At 59.5% G+C, this 17,537-nt stretch carries 20 protein-coding genes; 6 read left to right on the top strand and 14 right to left on the bottom strand.

Annotated features, from left to right (window positions below):
- The first annotated feature begins 362 nt into the window (after positions 1–362).
- On the top strand, positions 363–1,871 hold the full coding sequence (gene mqo, locus L8I05_RS21300) for a malate dehydrogenase (quinone) (RefSeq protein WP_159954276.1): 1,509 nt from the start codon (positions 363–365) through the stop codon (positions 1,869–1,871).
- 96 nt (positions 1,872–1,967) lie between these two features.
- Here the strand turns inward: mqo and L8I05_RS21295 are convergent, their stop codons facing one another.
- Both L8I05_RS21295 and L8I05_RS21290 read right to left on the bottom strand, forming a co-directional pair.
- Positions 1,968–2,255 (bottom strand): PA4642 family protein, encoded by a 288-nt coding sequence (locus tag L8I05_RS21295; RefSeq protein WP_159954275.1) that lies wholly within the window; start codon positions 2,253–2,255, stop codon positions 1,968–1,970.
- Between the two features lie 105 nt (positions 2,256–2,360).
- Positions 2,361–2,846, bottom strand: coding sequence for a hypothetical protein (locus tag L8I05_RS21290; RefSeq protein WP_242171400.1), 486 nt, complete (start codon positions 2,844–2,846; stop codon positions 2,361–2,363).
- A 205-nt stretch (positions 2,847–3,051) separates the two neighbouring features.
- On the opposite strand from L8I05_RS21290, the gene L8I05_RS21285 reads away from it, so the two are divergent.
- The gene (locus L8I05_RS21285) at positions 3,052–4,191 is read left to right on the top strand and encodes a M20 aminoacylase family protein (protein WP_242171399.1); all 1,140 of its coding nucleotides are present in this window, start codon (positions 3,052–3,054) and stop codon (positions 4,189–4,191) included.
- A gap of 3 nt (positions 4,192–4,194) precedes the next feature.
- Here L8I05_RS21285 and L8I05_RS21280 read toward each other — a convergent pair whose 3' ends face one another.
- Positions 4,195–4,662, bottom strand: a complete 468-nt coding sequence (locus L8I05_RS21280; protein WP_242171398.1) for a WbuC family cupin fold metalloprotein — start codon at positions 4,660–4,662, stop codon at positions 4,195–4,197.
- 3 nt (positions 4,663–4,665) lie between these two features.
- Positions 4,666–5,223 (bottom strand): hypoxanthine-guanine phosphoribosyltransferase, encoded by a 558-nt coding sequence (locus tag L8I05_RS21275; RefSeq protein WP_010213093.1) that lies wholly within the window; start codon positions 5,221–5,223, stop codon positions 4,666–4,668.
- 164 nt (positions 5,224–5,387) lie between these two features.
- On the opposite strand from L8I05_RS21275, the gene upp reads away from it, so the two are divergent.
- Positions 5,388–6,026, top strand: coding sequence for a uracil phosphoribosyltransferase (gene upp / locus L8I05_RS21270; protein ID WP_024073483.1), 639 nt, complete (start codon positions 5,388–5,390; stop codon positions 6,024–6,026).
- A 2-nt stretch (positions 6,027–6,028) separates the two neighbouring features.
- Positions 6,029–7,303 (top strand): uracil-xanthine permease family protein, encoded by a 1,275-nt coding sequence (locus L8I05_RS21265; protein ID WP_010170563.1) that lies wholly within the window; start codon positions 6,029–6,031, stop codon positions 7,301–7,303.
- A 126-nt stretch (positions 7,304–7,429) separates the two neighbouring features.
- On the opposite strand, the gene hisC is transcribed toward L8I05_RS21265, so the two are convergent.
- From hisC to L8I05_RS21215, 10 genes are all read right to left on the bottom strand, one after another.
- Positions 7,430–8,482: a histidinol-phosphate transaminase gene (hisC, locus tag L8I05_RS21260; protein WP_242171397.1), complete on the bottom strand. Its 1,053-nt coding sequence runs from the start codon at positions 8,480–8,482 to the stop codon at positions 7,430–7,432.
- A gap of 3 nt (positions 8,483–8,485) precedes the next feature.
- Complete coding sequence (gene hisD / locus L8I05_RS21255; RefSeq protein ID WP_242171396.1) at positions 8,486–9,805, bottom strand: histidinol dehydrogenase; 1,320 nt, start codon at positions 9,803–9,805, stop codon at positions 8,486–8,488.
- Between the two features lie 377 nt (positions 9,806–10,182).
- Positions 10,183–10,818 carry an ATP phosphoribosyltransferase gene (gene hisG / locus L8I05_RS21250; protein ID WP_003188599.1) on the bottom strand — a complete coding sequence of 212 codons (636 nt, stop codon included), beginning with the start codon at positions 10,816–10,818 and terminating at the stop codon, positions 10,183–10,185.
- Positions 10,819–11,053: 235 nt separating this feature from the next.
- Entirely contained in the window at positions 11,054–12,319 is a 1,266-nt protein-coding gene (gene murA, locus L8I05_RS21245) for a UDP-N-acetylglucosamine 1-carboxyvinyltransferase (RefSeq protein WP_159954268.1), read from the bottom strand.
- 23 nt (positions 12,320–12,342) lie between these two features.
- Positions 12,343–12,582, bottom strand: coding sequence for a BolA family protein (locus tag L8I05_RS21240; RefSeq protein ID WP_008434291.1), 240 nt, complete (start codon positions 12,580–12,582; stop codon positions 12,343–12,345).
- A gap of 114 nt (positions 12,583–12,696) precedes the next feature.
- Positions 12,697–13,002, bottom strand: a complete 306-nt coding sequence (locus L8I05_RS21235; RefSeq protein WP_159954267.1) for an STAS domain-containing protein — start codon at positions 13,000–13,002, stop codon at positions 12,697–12,699.
- Positions 12,999–13,646, bottom strand: coding sequence for an ABC transporter substrate-binding protein (locus tag L8I05_RS21230; protein WP_177016497.1), 648 nt, complete (start codon positions 13,644–13,646; stop codon positions 12,999–13,001). The genes L8I05_RS21235 and L8I05_RS21230 overlap by 4 nt, the downstream gene beginning before the upstream one ends.
- An 11-nt stretch (positions 13,647–13,657) precedes the next feature.
- Positions 13,658–14,125, bottom strand: a complete 468-nt coding sequence (gene mlaD / locus L8I05_RS21225; RefSeq protein ID WP_010170575.1) for an outer membrane lipid asymmetry maintenance protein MlaD — start codon at positions 14,123–14,125, stop codon at positions 13,658–13,660.
- Complete coding sequence (mlaE, locus tag L8I05_RS21220; RefSeq protein WP_177016498.1) at positions 14,125–14,922, bottom strand: lipid asymmetry maintenance ABC transporter permease subunit MlaE; 798 nt, start codon at positions 14,920–14,922, stop codon at positions 14,125–14,127. The genes mlaD and mlaE overlap by 1 nt, the downstream gene beginning before the upstream one ends.
- The gene (locus tag L8I05_RS21215) at positions 14,922–15,731 is read right to left on the bottom strand and encodes an ATP-binding cassette domain-containing protein (RefSeq protein WP_159954264.1); all 810 of its coding nucleotides are present in this window, start codon (positions 15,729–15,731) and stop codon (positions 14,922–14,924) included. Before L8I05_RS21215 ends, mlaE begins: the two co-directional genes overlap by 1 nt.
- A gap of 298 nt (positions 15,732–16,029) precedes the next feature.
- Between L8I05_RS21215 and L8I05_RS21210 the strand changes: the two genes are divergently transcribed.
- Positions 16,030–17,004: a KpsF/GutQ family sugar-phosphate isomerase gene (locus L8I05_RS21210; protein ID WP_159954263.1), complete on the top strand. Its 975-nt coding sequence runs from the start codon at positions 16,030–16,032 to the stop codon at positions 17,002–17,004.
- The gene (locus tag L8I05_RS21205; protein WP_159954262.1) at positions 17,005–17,529 is read left to right on the top strand and encodes an HAD family hydrolase; all 525 of its coding nucleotides are present in this window, start codon (positions 17,005–17,007) and stop codon (positions 17,527–17,529) included. It abuts the gene before it with no gap.
- Positions 17,530–17,537: the final 8 nt, after the last annotated feature.

The following is a 17,537-nucleotide window of genomic DNA, read 5'->3' as shown; positions in this document are numbered from 1 at the left end:
CAACTTCACAAGAGTGTGGCGAGCAAATGAATAGTTTGGCGTTTGTACAAGCACCATCAGCGTCTGGAACAGCCCAACCACACAGGACCGAGTACTCCTCAAAAACCGGAGCTTGAGCCTGTCCGCTACGGATTGGTTGCACAAATCACACGCTTTGACCATAAGTCGAATTGCCACAGGCGCCCATGAATGCGTTCATAGGCAGATTAGCCCGGCAGGAAGCGTGTGCTGAAGATGCAAAGAATTGCGAAACGGACATGGCGATCCTGGCCATGGGTAACCTGGGGCAACACGTGAACCGCCCCGTCACTCCTGGCAGCCATGCCGTCAATTTGGTGCTGCAGATTTTGGAGACGCGTTAAATGGCGCATAACGAAGCAGTCGACGTAGTTCTGGTAGGGGCCGGCATCATGAGTGCCACCCTGGCCGTTCTGCTCAAAGAGCTCGACCCCGGCCTCAAGCTGGAAGTCGTTGAGCTGATGGATTCGGGTGCCGCGGAAAGTTCCAACCCGTGGAACAACGCCGGTACCGGTCACGCCGGTCTGTGTGAGCTGAACTACACGCCGCAGGCCGCCGATGGCTCCATCGACATCAAGAAAGCCGTGCACATCAACACCCAGTTCGAGGTGTCGAAGCAGTTTTGGGCGTACCTGACCAAAAAAGGCACCTTTGGCTCGTCCAAATCCTTTATCAGCCCGGTGCCGCACCTGAGCTTTGTGCAGGGTGACAAAGGCGTTTCCTTCCTCAAGAAGCGCTTTGAAACCCTCAGCCAGCACCACGCGTTCTCGGACATGCACTACACCGAAGACCGCAGCGAAATGGCCGAGTGGATGCCACTGATGATGCCCGGCCGCCCACTCGACGAAAAAATCGCTGCCACCCGTGTGATGAATGGCACTGACGTCAACTTTGGCGCCCTGACCAACCAACTGCTGTCGCACCTGACCAGCGCACCGGATGCCCAGGTCAAGTACAGCAAGCGTGTCACCGGCCTCAAGCGTAATGGCGCAGGCTGGACCGTAAGCATCAAGGACGTCAACAGCGGCAACAGCCGTGAAGTCGACGCCAAGTTCGTGTTCCTCGGTGCCGGTGGCGCGGCACTGCCGTTGCTGCAAGCCTCGGGGATCGAAGAAAGCAAAGGCTTCGGTGGCTTCCCGGTCAGCGGCCAGTGGCTGCGTTGCGACAACCCGGAAGTGGTCAAGCATCACCAGGCCAAGGTCTACAGCCAGGCTGCGGTGGGTTCGCCGCCGATGTCCGTGCCACACCTGGACACTCGCGTCGTCGAGGGCAAGAAATCCCTGCTGTTCGGGCCATATGCCGGTTTCACCACCAAGTTCCTCAAGCACGGCTCGTTCCTTGACCTGCCGCTGTCGATTCGCGCCGGCAACATCGGCCCGATGCTGGCCGTGGCCCGCGACAACATGGATTTGACCAAGTACCTGGTCAGCGAAGTGCGCCAATCCATGGAACAACGCCTGGAATCCCTGCGCCGCTTCTACCCGGAAGCGAAAGCCGAAGACTGGCGCCTGGAAGTGGCCGGCCAAAGGGTGCAGATCATCAAGAAAGACCCGAAGAAAGGCGGCGTGCTGCAATTCGGCACCGAGCTGGTCGCGGCCAAAGACGGCTCGCTGGCAGCCCTGCTGGGCGCGTCCCCGGGCGCTTCGGTGACGGTGTCGATCATGCTGGAGTTGATCGAGCGCTGCTTCCCGGAAAAAGCCGCCGGTGAGTGGGCGGCCAAGCTGCACGAGATCTTCCCGGCGCGGGAAAAAGTGCTGGAGACGGATGCCGAGTTGTATCGCAAGATCAACACGCAGAACAACATCAGCCTGGAACTGGTTGAGCAAAGCAACGAAGCCGAAAGCTACGCTTGAGGACGTGACGCAGAGCGTCACAGGATGCACTCCCACGCAGAGCGTGGGAACGACCAATAAAAACGCCCCTCGGGGCGTTTTTTATGTCTCGCGTAATCAGCCGCGGGCGGCGTTGATCAGTTCGATGTACTCATCGGCGTTGCGCTGATCCTTGATCAGGTCAACGAAGGTCTGGCCATGCTCGTCCTTGCCGTCCAGGTCCAGGCCAGCTTCCTTGAAAAAGCCCAGGAACCGCCCAAAGTCATCGATACGCAGGCCACGGTAGGCCTTGATCAGCTTGTGCAGGGACGGTGAAGTCGCGTCAACCGGCTCGAAGTCCAGGAACAACTTGATCTGGTCGTCGCCGATCTCGTCACCAATCACCTGTTTCTTATCTTTACGCATTACCGACTCCAGCCTGCAGACATTTACACGGGAGAGGAAGTCTACCTGCCAGACACCTCCTTCGAAAACAACCAAACACTCCCACATTGACTGCAATCGGCTCAATTACTTTGCGCGAACCGCACCGGTATGCAGATCCGCCCAGATATGCCCATTGGCATAACTGAGGAACTGCACATACACCGTGTCATTGCGCAGCAAGTCGACAATCACGCGGTACTGCGCCACCGGGTAAGACAACGTCAGGGTTTTGCTGGCGTCATCGTACAGCGGCTTTTTCAGGCTTTTGCTTTCGGCATCAAAATTGAGCACCACCTGAGCGATGGTCGCGCCTTTGTTCAGGGCTTTGCCCTTGAGACGAATCATCAGCGGCGACGTTACCGGGATCGGCTGCTGGGTGGATTGCCGCTGGTTGCCGACCACTACCGCGTACTCGGTGATTTGCAGCAATTGCTGTTGATCAGGGGTTTGCGCGCGCAGGGTAAGGTCGTCCGGCGGCAGAAATTGGCTGTGCATCAATGCTGGAGCGGCAGACAAAGGCAAACTGAAGATCAACGCCAAGGCGGCGCAACTGCGGATCAAAACACTCATGTACACCTCCGAAGGGGCAGCCATGCTAGCACGCAGGTCAGCTTTGAACGGCCTACATCATGCCCGACATTTCTGGTTGCACTGGCCTGATTGAAAGAACACGCGAAGGCTGTAGATTCCCAGCTCAACCAAAATAACAAGAGTCTCGCCCATGACCACGAATCCTGTTGAACACATCCAAACACAGCTTAAAGCACTTACTGCCTTGAGACGCGACCTTCACGCGCACCCAGAGCTGGGGTTTGATGAACACCGAACCAGCGAGATTGTTGCCGGCTTTCTTGAAGAAAACGGTATTGAAGTACACCGTGGGCTGGCGGGAACCGGCGTAGTCGGCGTCATTCAGGGCACGCAGCCCGGTGCAAGCATAGGCCTGCGTGCGGACATGGACTGCCTGCCCATGTTCGAAGCCAACGACTTCGCCCACCGCTCCATCCACCCGGGCCTCATGCACGGCTGCGGGCATGACGGGCATACAGTGATGTTGATGGCCGCTGCGCGTTACCTGGCTCAGACGCGTCGATTCAGTGGCGAAGCCGTTGTGATTTTCCAACCCGCCGAAGAAGGCGGCGGCGGTGCTCGCGTAATGATCGAACAAGGGCTCTTCAAGCAGTTCCCAGTGGATTCGGTGTATGCCTTGCACAACAACCCCGACTACCCCGCCGGGGTCATTGCCGTACAGCCCGGCCCGGTGGAAGCGGCGGCGGACAGCTTTGAAATTGTGGTAATCGGCCGCGGCGGCCATGCGGCCATCCCTCACGCCGCAATCGACCCGGTGCTGGCTGCCAGCCATATCATTGTCGCCTTGCAGAGCATTATCAGCCGCAACCTGCACCCATTGGAGTCGGGGGTCGTGACGGTGGCCAGCCTGCAAACCAGCCAGCTCACGGCGAACAACGTTATTCCCGCCCACGTTAAGATGATCGGAACCGCACGCAGCTTTACCAACGCCAATCGAGATCTGCTGGAGAAACGCATTGGCGAAATCGCCCATGGCGTTGCGACCGCGTTTGGCGCTACTGTCACCTATGACTATCAACGAGGTTACCCCGCAACCGTCAATCATCCCGAGCAGGCATTGTTCGCGGCAGGCGTTGCCAAAAGTCTGGTTGGAGAGGCAAACGTGAGGTGTAACGAACCCCTCACCATGGGCGCCGAAGACTTTTCATACATGCTGCAGGAGCGGCCGGGGGCCTATATTTACCTCGGCCAAGGCGGCTCATCGAGCGAAGGTGTCGGTCATTGCCAATTGCACAACGACCGGTATGACTTCAATGACAGCATCATCCCGCTGGGCGCGGGCCTGCTGGCCTCTCTGGTAGAACAAGGGCTACCGTTGCGCTGAGGCTCAATCGAACTGGGCGAGCATCCAGCGTTGATACGCGGCGACGCCGGCATCGCCTTCACGGGGCGCCCAGGCTGGTGATTCGCCTTCGCCCAACGCGCGATACGGCCCGGCCTTGCATTCAAACATCACGCTGTCGGGCTCCAGCACCACCAGGCCGTGAAACACGCCCGGCGGCAGGTCAACACCCGAGCACTCACCGCCCGCACGCATCACGCGCTTGGCAATGACTTCGCCGGTGTCGCTGAACACCAGCAGGCCCAGGCTGCCTTTTAGCACCAGCAGGGTTTCCGCCTTGTCCGCGCTCAGGTGCCGATGCGGCGGCACATAGGTGTCGGGCTGCAGGCCCACGGCCAGGCGATGACAGGGCTCTTCCATCTGATGGAAGTTGTGATGGTGCCGACCACGAGGGTTGGCGGCCGCTTTCTCGGCCAATTCGGTGAACAACGCCTGATCAAGAAAGCGGGCCATCAGTTACATTCCTTTAACGGCGTAGATCCCATTGGCGTTACGCCAGTAGCCTTTATAGTCCATGCCATAACCGAAGATGTAGCGGTCGATGCACGGCAGGCCGACGTAATCGGCTTTCAGGTCGGGGCGAGCTTTGCGGTCGTGGTCTTTGTCGATCAGCACGGCGGTATGCACTTTGCGCGCGCCGGCGTGTTTGCAGAAATCGATGATCGCGCCCAGGGTGTGACCTTCATCGAGGATGTCGTCGATGATCAGCACGTCGCGGTCGATGAACGAAACTTCCGGCTTGGCCTTCCAGAACAGATCGCCGCCGCTGGTTTCATTGCGATAACGGGTGGCGTGCAGGTAGGAGGCTTCCAGCGGAAATTGCAGATGAGTCAGCAATTTGCCGGCGAAGATCAGGCCACCGTTCATCACGCAGAAGACCACCGGGTTGGTGTCGGCCATTTCGCGGGTGATGTGCGCGCCGACCTTGGCGATGGCCTCTTCGACTTGCGCTTCGGTGTACAGGCAGTCAGCCTCGCGCATGATTTGACGGATATGCTCGAGATCAGCGGACATGGCGCTCTCCAAGGGGGTGCTGTGGCAAGAAAAGCGGGCAAAGGTACGCATGTGAGGCGCAACGATCAAGCCTTAATGGACTAACGTACTAGATGTCTATAGGACAACACCCTCGGATAGATTAATCTAGGCCGGTTTTTTTGCCCGCCGCCGGAGCTTTTCCCATGCCCACTCGCGAGATCCGCCACCCGCTGATCAGACACAAACTCGGCCTTATGCGCCGTGCCGACATTAGCACGAAGAATTTCCGTGAGCTTGCTCAGGAAGTCGGAGCGCTGCTCACTTACGAAGCCACCAAAGATTTGCCCCTGGAAAGCTACGAGATCCCCGGTTGGGCCGGTCCCGTGCAGGTGGAAAAAATCGCCGGTAAGAAAATCACCGTGGTGCCGATCCTGCGCGCCGGTATCGGCATGCTCGAAGGCGTACTCAGCCTGATCCCGGGCGCCAAAGTCAGCGCCGTCGGCGTGGCCCGCAATGAAGAAACATTGCAGGCCCACACCTACCTGGAAAAACTCGTCCCGGAAATCAACGAGCGCCTGGCAATGATCATCGACCCGATGCTCGCCACCGGCAGTTCCATGGTTGCTACCATCGACCTGCTGAAAAAGGCCGGTTGCAAGGACATCCGCGCCATGGTGCTGGTTGCCGCGCCCGAAGGCATTGCCGCCGTCGAGAAAGCCCACCCGGACGTGCAGATCTACACCGCGTCCATCGATGAGCGCCTGAACGAACACGGCTACATCATCCCAGGCCTGGGCGATGCCGGTGACAAGATCTTCGGCACCAAACAGAAGGACGCGTGAGCATGCAGGATGAATTCAACGACCCGCTTTGGCGCCAGATCCTGTCTGGCGCACAGATGCTCTTCGTAGCATTTGGCGCGCTGGTGTTGATGCCACTGATCACAGGTCTTGATCCAAACGTCGCACTGTTTACCGCAGGCCTGGGCACGTTGTTGTTCCAGGTGGTGACAGGGCGGCAGGTGCCGGTGTTCCTGGCATCGAGCTTTGCGTTTATCACCCCGATCATTCTCGCCAAGGGCCAGTTCGGCCTGGCGGCGACCATGGGCGGAGTGATGGCGGCGGGTTTCGTTTATACCTTTCTCGGCTTGGCGGTGAAGATCAAAGGCACCGGTTTCATCGACCGGCTGCTGCCGCCGGTGGTGATCGGCCCGGTGATTATTTCCATCGGCCTGGCCATGGCGCCGATTGCCGCCAACATGGCGATGGGTAAAGCCGGTGATGGCAGCGAACTGATCCATTACCAGACGGCGATGCTGATCTCGATGCCGGCACTGCTGACCACCTTGATCGTGGCGGTGTTCGGCAAAGGCATATTTCGCCTGGTGCCGATCATTTCCGGCGTGCTGGTGGGTTTTGCCATGTCGTTCTACTTTGGTGTGGTCGACACGGCGAAAATCGCTGCAGCGCCCTGGTTCGCCCTGCCCCACTTCACCGCGCCGGAATTCAACTGGCAGGCGATTCTGTTCATCGTGCCGGTGGCCCTGGCCCCGGCGATCGAGCATATCGGCGGTGTGATTGCGGTGGGCAGCGTGACCGGTCGCGACTACCTGAAGAAGCCTGGCTTGCACCGCACGCTGTTGGGTGACGGCATTGCCACCACGGCTGCCGGCCTGTTTGGCGGCCCGCCGAACACCACCTACGCCGAAGTGACCGGCGCGGTGATGCTGACCAAGAACTACAACCCGAAAATCATGACCTGGGCGGCGGTGTTTGCCATCAGCCTGGCGTTTATCGGCAAGTTCGGCGCACTGCTGCAAAGCATCCCGGTGCCGGTGATGGGCGGGATTCTGTGCTTGCTGTTCGGCTCGATTGCGGCCGTGGGCATGAACACGCTGATCCGCCACAAGATCGACCTCGGCGAAGCGCGCAATCTGGTGATTGTGTCGGTGACCCTGGTGTTTGGGATTGGCGGTGTGCTGGTCGGCACCGGCACGGGCCCGGATGATTTCGGCCTCAAGGGCATCGCCCTGTGTGCGGTGGTAGCGATTGCGTTGAACTTGCTGCTGCCGGGCAATGATGGCTGGAAGAACAAGAAGCCGGATGAGCCGCTGCTGTAACTGACCCAACGTAAATCAGTGTGGGAGCTGGCTTGCCTGCGATAGCGGTGTAACAGGCGACATATACGTCGTTTGATACACCGCTATCGCAGGCAAGCCAGCTCCCACATTTGATTTCAGTGGTCGTTAAAGCTCGCCGAGGCCATCGATAAGCGCCTGGTTTTGCTCCGGCGTACCGATGCTGATCCGCAGGAACTGGGCAATCCGCTCCTGCTTGAAGTGCCGCACAATCACACCCTGCTCACGCAACTTGGCTGCCAACCCGGCCGCATCGTGCCGTGGGTGACGGGCAAAGATGAAGTTGGCTGCCGACGGCAGCACTTCAAAGCCTTTGCCCTCCAACTGAGCGACCACCTTGTTGCGGCTCTCGATCACCAACTTGCACGTCTTCTCGAAGTATTCACGGTCGTCGAACGCCGCCGCCGCGCCGACAATCGCCAGGCGATCCAGCGGGTAGGAGTTGAAGCTGTTCTTGACCCGCTCCAGCGCCTCGATCAGGTCCGGGTGGCCCACGGCCAGGCCCACACGCAAACCGGCCAGTGAGCGCGATTTGGACAGGGTTTGTGTTACCAGCAAATTCGGGTAGCGGTCCACCAGGCTGATGGCGGTTTCGCCGCCGAAGTCGATATAGGCTTCATCAACCACTACCACCGAATCCGGGCTGGCCTTGAGGATCTGCTCGACTGCATCCAGCGCCAGCACGCAGCCGGTCGGCGCGTTCGGGTTGGGGAAGATGATCCCGCCGTTGGGCTTGGCGTAGTCGGCCACACGAATCTGGAACTGCTCGTCCAATGGCACCGGGTCGGATTTGATGCCATAGAGGCCGCAGTAAACCGGATAGAAGCTGTAGCTGATGTCCGGGAACAGCAGCGGCAAATCGTGCTGGAACAAACCGTGGAAGATGTGCGCCAGGACTTCGTCGGAACCGTTACCAAGGAAGACTTTGCTGGCATCAATCCCGTAATACTTGGCCACCGCCTGCTTGAGCAGGTCGCTGTTGGGGTCCGGGTACAGGCGCAGGTTGTCGTTCAACTCGGTCTGCATCGCGGCCAATGCCTTGGGCGATGGGCCGTAGGGGTTCTCGTTGGTGTTGAGCTTTACCAGCTTGGTCAGCTTCGGCTGTTCGCCGGGCACGTAAGGCACGAGGTCCTTGACGAAGGGGCTCCAGAATTTACTCATGTCTTATTTCCCCTCTTCAAGGATGCGGTATTCAGCGCTGCGGGCGTGGGCGCTGAGCGATTCACCACGGGCCAGCACCGAGGCGGTCTTGCCCAGTTCGGAGGCGCCTTGTGGCGAGCAGAAGATGATCGACGAACGCTTCTGGAAGTCATACACCCCCAGCGGCGACGAGAACCGTGCGGTGCCGGAGGTCGGCAGCACGTGGTTCGGGCCTGCGCAGTAGTCGCCCAGGGCTTCGCTGGTGTGGCGGCCCATGAAGATCGCACCGGCGTGACGAATCGACGGCAGCCAGGCTTGCGGGTCGGCGACGGACAACTCCAAGTGTTCCGGGGCGATGCGGTTGGCCACTTCGATGGCCTGCTCCATGTCACGCACCAGAATCAGCGCACCGCGGCCATTGATCGATTTCTCGATGATCTCGGCGCGGTCCATGGTCGGCAGCAGCTTGTCGATGCTGGCGGCGACCTTGTCGAGGAACTCGGCGTCGGGGCTGACCAGAATCGCCTGGGCGTCTTCGTCGTGCTCGGCCTGGGAGAACAGGTCCATGGCGATCCAGTCCGGGTCGGTCTGGCCGTCACACACCACGAGGATTTCCGAAGGGCCGGCAATCATGTCGATACCGACCTGGCCAAACACGTGACGCTTGGCGGTGGCCACATAGATGTTACCCGGGCCGACCACTTTGTCGACTTTCGGCACGCTTTCGGTGCCGTAGGCCAGGGCCGCAACGGCCTGGGCGCCGCCTATGGTGAACACTCGGTCAACACCGGCGATGCACGCAGCCGCCAGCACCAGTTCGTTGATTTCGCCGCGTGGCGTCGGCACCACCATGACCACTTCGGTCACGCCCGCCACCTTGGCCGGGATCGCGTTCATCAATACCGATGACGGATACGAGGCTTTACCGCCCGGCACGTACAGCCCGGCGCGATCCAGCGGCGTAACCTTCTGGCCCAGCACGGTGCCATCGGCCTCGGTGTAGCTCCAGGAATCCTGCTTCTGTTTCTCGTGGTAGCTGCGAACCCGCGCCGCCGCGACTTCGAGGGCTTCACGCTGAGGCGCGGTGATGCGCGTCAGGGCCAGCTCAAGGCGTTCGCGCGGCAGGATCAGGTCGGACATGGACGCCACATCCAGGCCGTCAAACTGGCGGGTGAAGTCCACCAGCGCCGCATCACCGCGCTCGCGCACGGCTTTGATGATGTCGAGTACTCGCTGATTGACCGAGTCGTCGGACACGCTTTCCCAGCTCAGCAGATGATCCAGATGATGGGCGAAATCCGGGTCGGCAGCGTTGAGTCGGGCAATTGCAGTGGACGTGGTCATAGCGAGGGCCTCATAGGATTGGCAAAAACTCAGGCGCCCGAAGGTGCGCTGACGTTCAATAACGAAGCGCGTTGGTACTGTGGTTGTGCCAGGCAAGGCGCGGGACGCTGGTAAGGGTTGTTTCCTTACCAAGTCCCGCAACGCAGCATGGCGCGACCACAGTGCCAACCCGCAGGGCCTTACCTCAAAAGGCAAGCTGCTACGCGTCGCTAATTATTGAAAAAAGAATCTTCTACTAACATAAGTTGCCTTTTGGGGTAAGGCGCGCTTCGTTATTGAACGTCAGCGCACCTTCCCAGCAGTCGATCCGCTTGGGCACCTGAGAATTCTGGCTATGAGGCGGATAGACGGGCGCGACCTAGGGTCGCGCGGGTGAGTCAACCGCGGTGTCGAGACTCCACTGCCTTGCGCAGGGTGTCGATCAACGCCTGGATACGGGCGTGTTGCATTTTCATGGAGGCTTTGTTGACGATCAGGCGGGAGCTGATGTCAGCGATGAAATCCTGGGGCTCCAGGCCGTTGGCGCGCAGGGTGTTGCCGGTGTCGACCACGTCGATGATCTTGTCGGCCAGGCCGATCAGCGGTGCCAGCTCCATCGAACCGTAGAGCTTGATGATGTCGACCTGGCGGCCCTGCTCGGCGTAGTAACGCTTGGCAACGTTGACGAACTTGGTGGCCACGCGCAGACGGCCTTTAGGCTCGACGTCACCGACACGGCCGGCGGTCATCAGCTTGCACAGGGCGATGCGCAGGTCCAGCGGCTCGTAAAGGCCCTGGCCACCGTATTCCATCAGCACGTCTTTACCGGCCACACCGAGGTCGGCTGCGCCATGCTCCACGTAAGTCGGCACGTCGGTGGCGCGCACGATCAGCAGGCGAACGTCGTCCTGAGTCGTGGGGATGATCAGCTTGCGGCTCTTGTCCGGATTCTCGGTTGGCACGATGCCCGCTTCAGCCAGAAGCGGCAAAGTGTCGTCAAGGATGCGGCCCTTGGACAGTGCGATGGTCAACATGGGAAACGTCAGTCCTTCATCAGGCTATTGCTGTCCGGTCGCAAACGGCGCCAGACACAGATCGAGGCCATTACAGCCTCGATTTGAAACAAACCATTTAACAACAAACACCTTCCTGTGGCGAGCGGGCATGCCCCGCGTTGGACTGCGTAGCAGTCCCGTTTTTGGGGTCGCTACGCAACCCAACGCGGGGCAAGCCCGCTCGCCACAGTCACAGTGTTTGCAGTTACGGGTATTAGCCCGGTACGCGGCGGATCTTGGCGCCGAGCATCTGCAGCTTCTCTTCGATGCACTCGTAACCACGATCGATGTGGTAGATGCGGTCGATCAGGGTATCGCCGTCGGCGCACAACGCCGAGATCACCAGGCTGGCCGAAGCACGCAGGTCGGTAGCCATCACTGGCGCGCCCTTGAGCTTGTCGATACCGGTGACGATGGCCGTGTTGCCTTCGACCTGGATCTTGGCGCCCATGCGGTGCAGTTCATACACGTGCATGAAGCGGTTTTCGAAGATGGTCTCGATCACCGCGCCGGTGCCTTCGGCAATTGCGTTCAAGGAAATGAACTGCGCTTGCATGTCGGTCGGGAACGCCGGGTACGGAGCAGTACGCACGTTCACGGCTTTTGGCCGCTTGCCGTGCATGTTCAGCTCGATCCAGTCGGCACCGGTGGTGATTTCAGCGCCGGCTTCCTTGAGTTTTTCCAGCACAGCTTCAAGGATGGTCGGATCGGTGTCCTTGACCTTGACGCGGCCACCGGTAACGGCAGCAGCCACCAGGTAGGTGCCGGTCTCGATGCGGTCTGGCATCACCTTGTAGGTGGCCGAGTGCAGGCGCTTAACACCTTCGATGGTGATGGTGTCGGTGCCGGCGCCGGTGATGTTGGCACCCATGGCGATCAGGAAGTTGGCCAGGTCGACCACTTCCGGCTCGCGCGCGGCGTTTTGCAGAACGCTGCGACCGTTGGCCAGGGCCGCGGCCATCATGATGTTCTCGGTGCCGGTTACGCTGACGGTATCAAAGAAGAAGTTGGCACCACGCAGGCCGCCTTCCGGCGCCTTGGCCTTGATGTAGCCACCTTCGACGTCGATGGTCGCGCCCATGGCTTCAAGGCCACGGATGTGCAGGTCGACCGGACGCGAACCGATGGCGCAACCGCCAGGCAGTGCGACTTCGGCTTCACCGAAACGGGCAACCATCGGGCCCAGCACCAGGATCGACGCACGCATGGTTTTCACCAGTTCGTACGGGGCGATCAGGGTTTTGATGGTGCGCGGGTCGATTTCGACCGACAGCTTCTCATCGATCACCGGCTCAATGCCCATGCGACCGAACAGCTCGATCATGGTGGTGATGTCGTGCAGGTGCGGCAGGTTGGCCACGGTGACCGGGCCATCGCACAGCAGGGTCGCTGCCAGGATCGGCAAGGCGGAGTTTTTCGCACCGGAAATGCGGATCTCGCCATCTAGGCGGGCACCGCCGGTAATAATCAATTTATCCATAAGAATCTCGACGCCTTGGGGGCTCAGGTGCGCTCGGCCCAGGCCGCGCGGCTGAAAAATTTCATAGTGACCGCGTGGATGCTGCCATCGGTGATCCACGGGTTCAAATGGGCATAGATCTGCTGTTGACGCTTGACCGGGCTGAGTGCCGCCAGTTCATCGCTAATCACGTTCAGCTGGAAATTGCAGCCTTCGCCTTCAACTTCTACGTTCGTTTCGGGCAGCTTTCCTTCAAGGAAGCTTTTAACTTCTAGGGCCTGCATGCTCAACCTCTATCGGCGCCCAGTGCGCACGGGTCGCACATCATACAAAAAAGCCCCGCGCCTGCGAACCCCGCATAGCAGGACTCTGACGGGGGGCTTCTTTAATAGTGTGTATTAAGGATGTGCCAACAGCTCGGTCAGACCGGAAACTTGCGCAATTTCGCGCATGTCTTCGGGCAACGCACGGACGCTGACCGGCTTCTTGACCGCTTCGGCATCGCGCATAAAGCACAGCAACAACGACAGGCCGACGCTGCTGGACTTGGTCACCGCCGAACAATCCAGCACCAGAGCAGGCGCGTTGCTGCTGTTGATCAGCGCCTGGCCCTGCTTGCGCAGGTCGGGCCCGGAGCGGTAATCCAGCACGCCGCTGATAAACAACTCGCCGGCGTCGCCAAGACGAACAGCCGACTCGGTCATTGCGCTGGCTTCCCAGCTTGTTTGTCGGTTTCTTCCTTGGCTTTGGCGACTTCACCGGCCCAACCATTGATGGTCTTGTCCAGGTCGTTGCCATTGCGCTGCATGGCGTCAGCGAACTGATCGCGGAACAGCTTGCCAATGTTGATGCCGTTGATGATCACATTGCGCAGTTTCCACTCGCCGTTAACCTTCTCCAGCGTGTATTGCACAGGGTAGACGGCGCCGTTGGTGCCCTTGACGGTCATGTTGACGCTGGTGCGATCACCCGACTCATCCCCGGCCGGTGCCACGGTAATGCCTTGGTTGTTGTACTCCAGCAGGGCATTGCCATAGAACTGGAACAGGCCCTTCTTGAAGTTTTCCTCGAAGGTCTTCATCTGCGCAGGCGTGGCCTTGCGTGAATACTTGACGGTCATGATGCTGCGGGAAATGCCTTCGGCATCGACCACCGGACCGACAATGGTATTCAGCGCATCATAAAATTTGCTCGGGTCTTGCTTGTACTGCTCTTTGTTGGCGGTCAGGTCAGCCAACATCTTGTTGGTCGTATCCTGCACCAGATCGTGTGCAGAACCCGCCGCGTTGGCCATCATCGGCAGTGCTGCAAGCAGCACCAGCAGGCCACGTCGCAAGGTAGAGATCATGAACAGATTCCTCATTTGGCGTCTTTATTGACCGTATTGAGCAGGAATTTACCGATCAAGTCTTCAAGCACCAACGACGACTGTGTGTCGTGGATTGTCGAACCATCCTTGAGCAAGGCTGTTTCCCCGCCCACGCTGATGCCGATGTACTTCTCGCCCAGCAAACCCGCAGTGAGGATAGATGCAGTGGAGTCAGTCGGCAGATTATCTACCTTCTTGTCCACTTGCATGGTCACTCGGCCGGTGAAGCTGTCGCGATCCAGATCGATTGCCGTGACCTTGCCGATGGTTACACCAGCCATGGTCACTTTAGCTCTGACAGTCAAACCGGCGATATTGTCGAAGTACGCGTAAAGTTTATAGGTATCGGCGGTGGGGCTGGCCGACAGGCCACTGACTCGCAGGGCCAGCAACAGTAAAGCCAGGATGCCAGCCAGCAAGAAAAGGCCGACACCGATTTCCACAGTGCGGTTTTGCATCAGAAATCTCCAAACATCAAGGCGGTCAAAATGAAGTCAAGGCCCAGTACCGCCAGCGAGGCGTACACAACGGTCTTGGTGGTGGCGCGACTGATCCCTTCTGAAGTGGGCTCACAGTCGTAGCCTTGGAATACGGCGATCCAGGTCACTACAAAGGCGAAGACGATGCTCTTTATGATGCCGTTGAGCACGTCGCCGCTGAAGGTCACGCTGTTTTGCATGTTGCCCCAGTACGAGCCGTCATAGACGCCCAACCAGTCAACCGCCACCCAGGAACCGCCCCAAATGCCCACCACGCTGAAAATCATTGCCAGCAGAGGCAGGGAAATGAAGCCGGCCCACAGGCGCGGGGCAACAATGTACTTGAGCGGGTCCACGCCGATCATTTCCAGGCTGGACAACTGCTCGGTGGACTTCATGTTGCCGATCTCGGCAGTCAATGCAGAACCTGCACGCCCGGCAAACAGCAAGGCGGTGACCACCGGGCCAAGTTCGCGCAACAGCGTCAGGGCCACCATCTGCCCGACCGCCTGCTCCGAACCGTAGCTGGAGAGAATGTTAAACCCCTGCAGCGCCAGCACCATGCCGATGAAAATCCCGGAAACCACGATGATGACCAGGGACATCACGCCGACCGAGTGCAGCTGCTTGATCAGCAAGCCGAAACCGCCGCCAATGCCGCCGCGACCGAGCAACGCGTGAAACAGGAAAATCGTCGAACGCCCCAGCACCTCGACGAGGTCAATACCGGAACGACCGAAAAGGCGAACCTTCTCGAGTAAAGATGTCTTGCGCATCAGCGCTTCCCCAGAAGATCTGCGCGGTAGTCCGCTGCCGGAAAATGAAAGGGCACCGGGCCATCGGGATCGCCGGTCATGAATTGGCGAATGCGCGGGTTATCAGCGTTCATCAGCTCTTCAGGCGTGCCCTGCCCCAGCACCTGACCATCACCGACGACATAAAGGTAGTCGGCAATGCTCGCGGTTTCGGCCAGGTCGTGGGACACCACGATACTGGTGATCCCCAACGCATCGTTGAGCAGGCGGATCAGGCGCACCAGCACGCCCATGGCGATCGGGTCCTGGCCTACGAAGGGCTCGTCATACATGAGGATTTGCGGATCGAGGGCGATGGCCCGCGCCAGTGCAACGCGGCGCTTCATGCCGCCGGATAATTCGTCGGGCATCAGGTCGATGGCGCCGCGAAGGCCGACGGCCTGCAGTTTCAGCAATACGATGTCACGAATCATTTCGTCGGACAGCTCGGTGTGCACCCGCAGCGGAAACGCTACGTTCTCGAAAACATCGAGGTCGGTGAACAGCGCACCGCTCTGGAACAACACACCCATATGCTTGCGCGCATCGAAAAGATCGCTGCGCGACAGCGTCGGCAGGTTCTGGCCGTTGACCCAAACTTCGCCGGCGCTAGGCCGCAATTGCATGCCCATCAGGCGCAACAGGGTGGTCTTGCCGCAACCGGAAGGCCCCATGATGCCCGTGACCTTGCCGCGGGGAATGCGAATATCGACGTTATTGAAGATGCTGCGCGTCCCGCGCTTGAAGGTAAGGCCCTTCAGCTCGACCGCGTAGGCGTTATCGGCACTCATCTAATCTCCTTGGGATGCAGCCTTTCACTCAGACACCACGCTTGCGACATTCGTTTGCGACAGATGCGCAATAATTAGCAACATGGGTTGGGCGGACCGAACTGGCGGCGAACTATATCACTGCTGGTGCAGCGCCCCCAAGGCCGGAACCGCGCTCGTTCAGATTCGGGACAGGGAAAAAACGCTGCTGAGGACGAATCTCAGGCAACTGCCGAATAAAGCCTGACGAACTTGCGTGAGGGAATTGATCATTACCGCTATAATCGCCGACTTTTCGTCAGGCTATACGATTTCAGACATGAGCCAATCCAGCGACCTCATTCAATCCGCACAACGCACCATCCGCCTCGAGCTTGAAGCCGTAGAAGGTTTACTGGCCCATATCGACGCGGATTTCGTACGCGCCTGCGAGATGATTCTGGCCAGCAAGGGCCGCGTTGTCGTGGTCGGCATGGGCAAATCCGGCCACGTCGGCAACAAGATCGCCGCCACGCTGGCAAGCACCGGCACCACGGCTTTTTTCGTACACCCGGCCGAAGCCAGCCACGGCGACATGGGCATGATCACCAAGGATGACATCATCCTGGCGCTGTCGAACTCCGGCAGCACCAATGAAATCGTGACACTGTTGCCGCTGATCAAGCGCCTGGGCATCCAGATGATCAGCATTACCGGCAACCCGGACTCGACGCTGGCCAAGGCCGCCGAGGTCAACTTGAATGTTCACGTGGACCACGAAGCCTGCCCGCTGAACCTTGCGCCGACGTCCTCTACGACTGCCGCCCTGGTCATGGGCGATGCATTGGCCGTGGCACTGCTGGAAGCCCGCGGCTTTACCGCTGAAGATTTTGCGTTCTCCCATCCAGGCGGCGCCCTCGGCCGTCGCTTGCTGCTGAAAGTGGAAAACGTCATGCACTCGGGCGATGAATTACCCCACGTGCAGCGCGGCACCTTGCTGAAGGACGCGCTGATGGAAATGACCCGCAAGGGCCTGGGCATGACCGTCATCCTGGAAGCCGACGGGCGACTGGCCGGCGTGTTCACTGACGGCGACCTGCGCCGCACCCTGGACCGCACCATCGATATCCATACTGCAACGATTGACGCGGTCATGACACCACACGGCAAGACCGCCCGCCCCGAGATGCTTGCAGCCGAAGCGCTGAAGATCATGGAAGACCACAAGATCGGCGCGCTGGTGGTGGTCAATAGCGACGACCGCCCGATTGGCGCCCTGAATATGCACGACTTGCTGCGTGCGGGAGTGATGTAAATGTCCGACGACCTGTTGCAACGCGGCAAAAACATCAAGCTGGCGATTTTCGACGTCGATGGCGTGTTGACCGATGGCCGCCTGTACTTTCTCGAAGATGGCAGTGAATTCAAGACGTTCAACACCCTCGACGGCCAAGGCATCAAGATGTTGATGGCGGCAGGTGTGCAAACGGCCATTATCAGTGGTCGAAAAACACCGGTAGTGGAACGCCGCGCACAAAACCTGGGGATTCCTCACCTGTATCAGGGCCGCGAGGATAAACTGGTGGTTCTGGACGAGCTTCTTGGCCAACTCAACCTAAGCTATGAGCAGGTCGCTTACCTGGGTGACGATCTGCCTGACCTGCCGGTGATTCGCCGGGTAGGCCTGGGCATGGCCGTCGCGAATGCGGCGGCGTTTGTTCGCGAACACGCCCACGGCATTACTGCCGCACGTGGCGGTGAAGGTGCTGCCCGCGAGTTCTGCGAGTTGATTCTGCGTGCCCAGGGCAGCCTTGAAGCGGCCCACGCCGCCTACCTATAGAGCGTTTT

The organism is Pseudomonas sp. MONT-RG-20F-20-E-7-02, from assembly GCF_022662395.1.
Classification (GTDB): Bacteria; Pseudomonadota; Gammaproteobacteria; order Pseudomonadales; family Pseudomonadaceae; genus Aquipseudomonas.
Note: the sequence above shows the minus strand (reverse complement) of the source record. Positions and strands in the feature narration are given on the sequence as shown.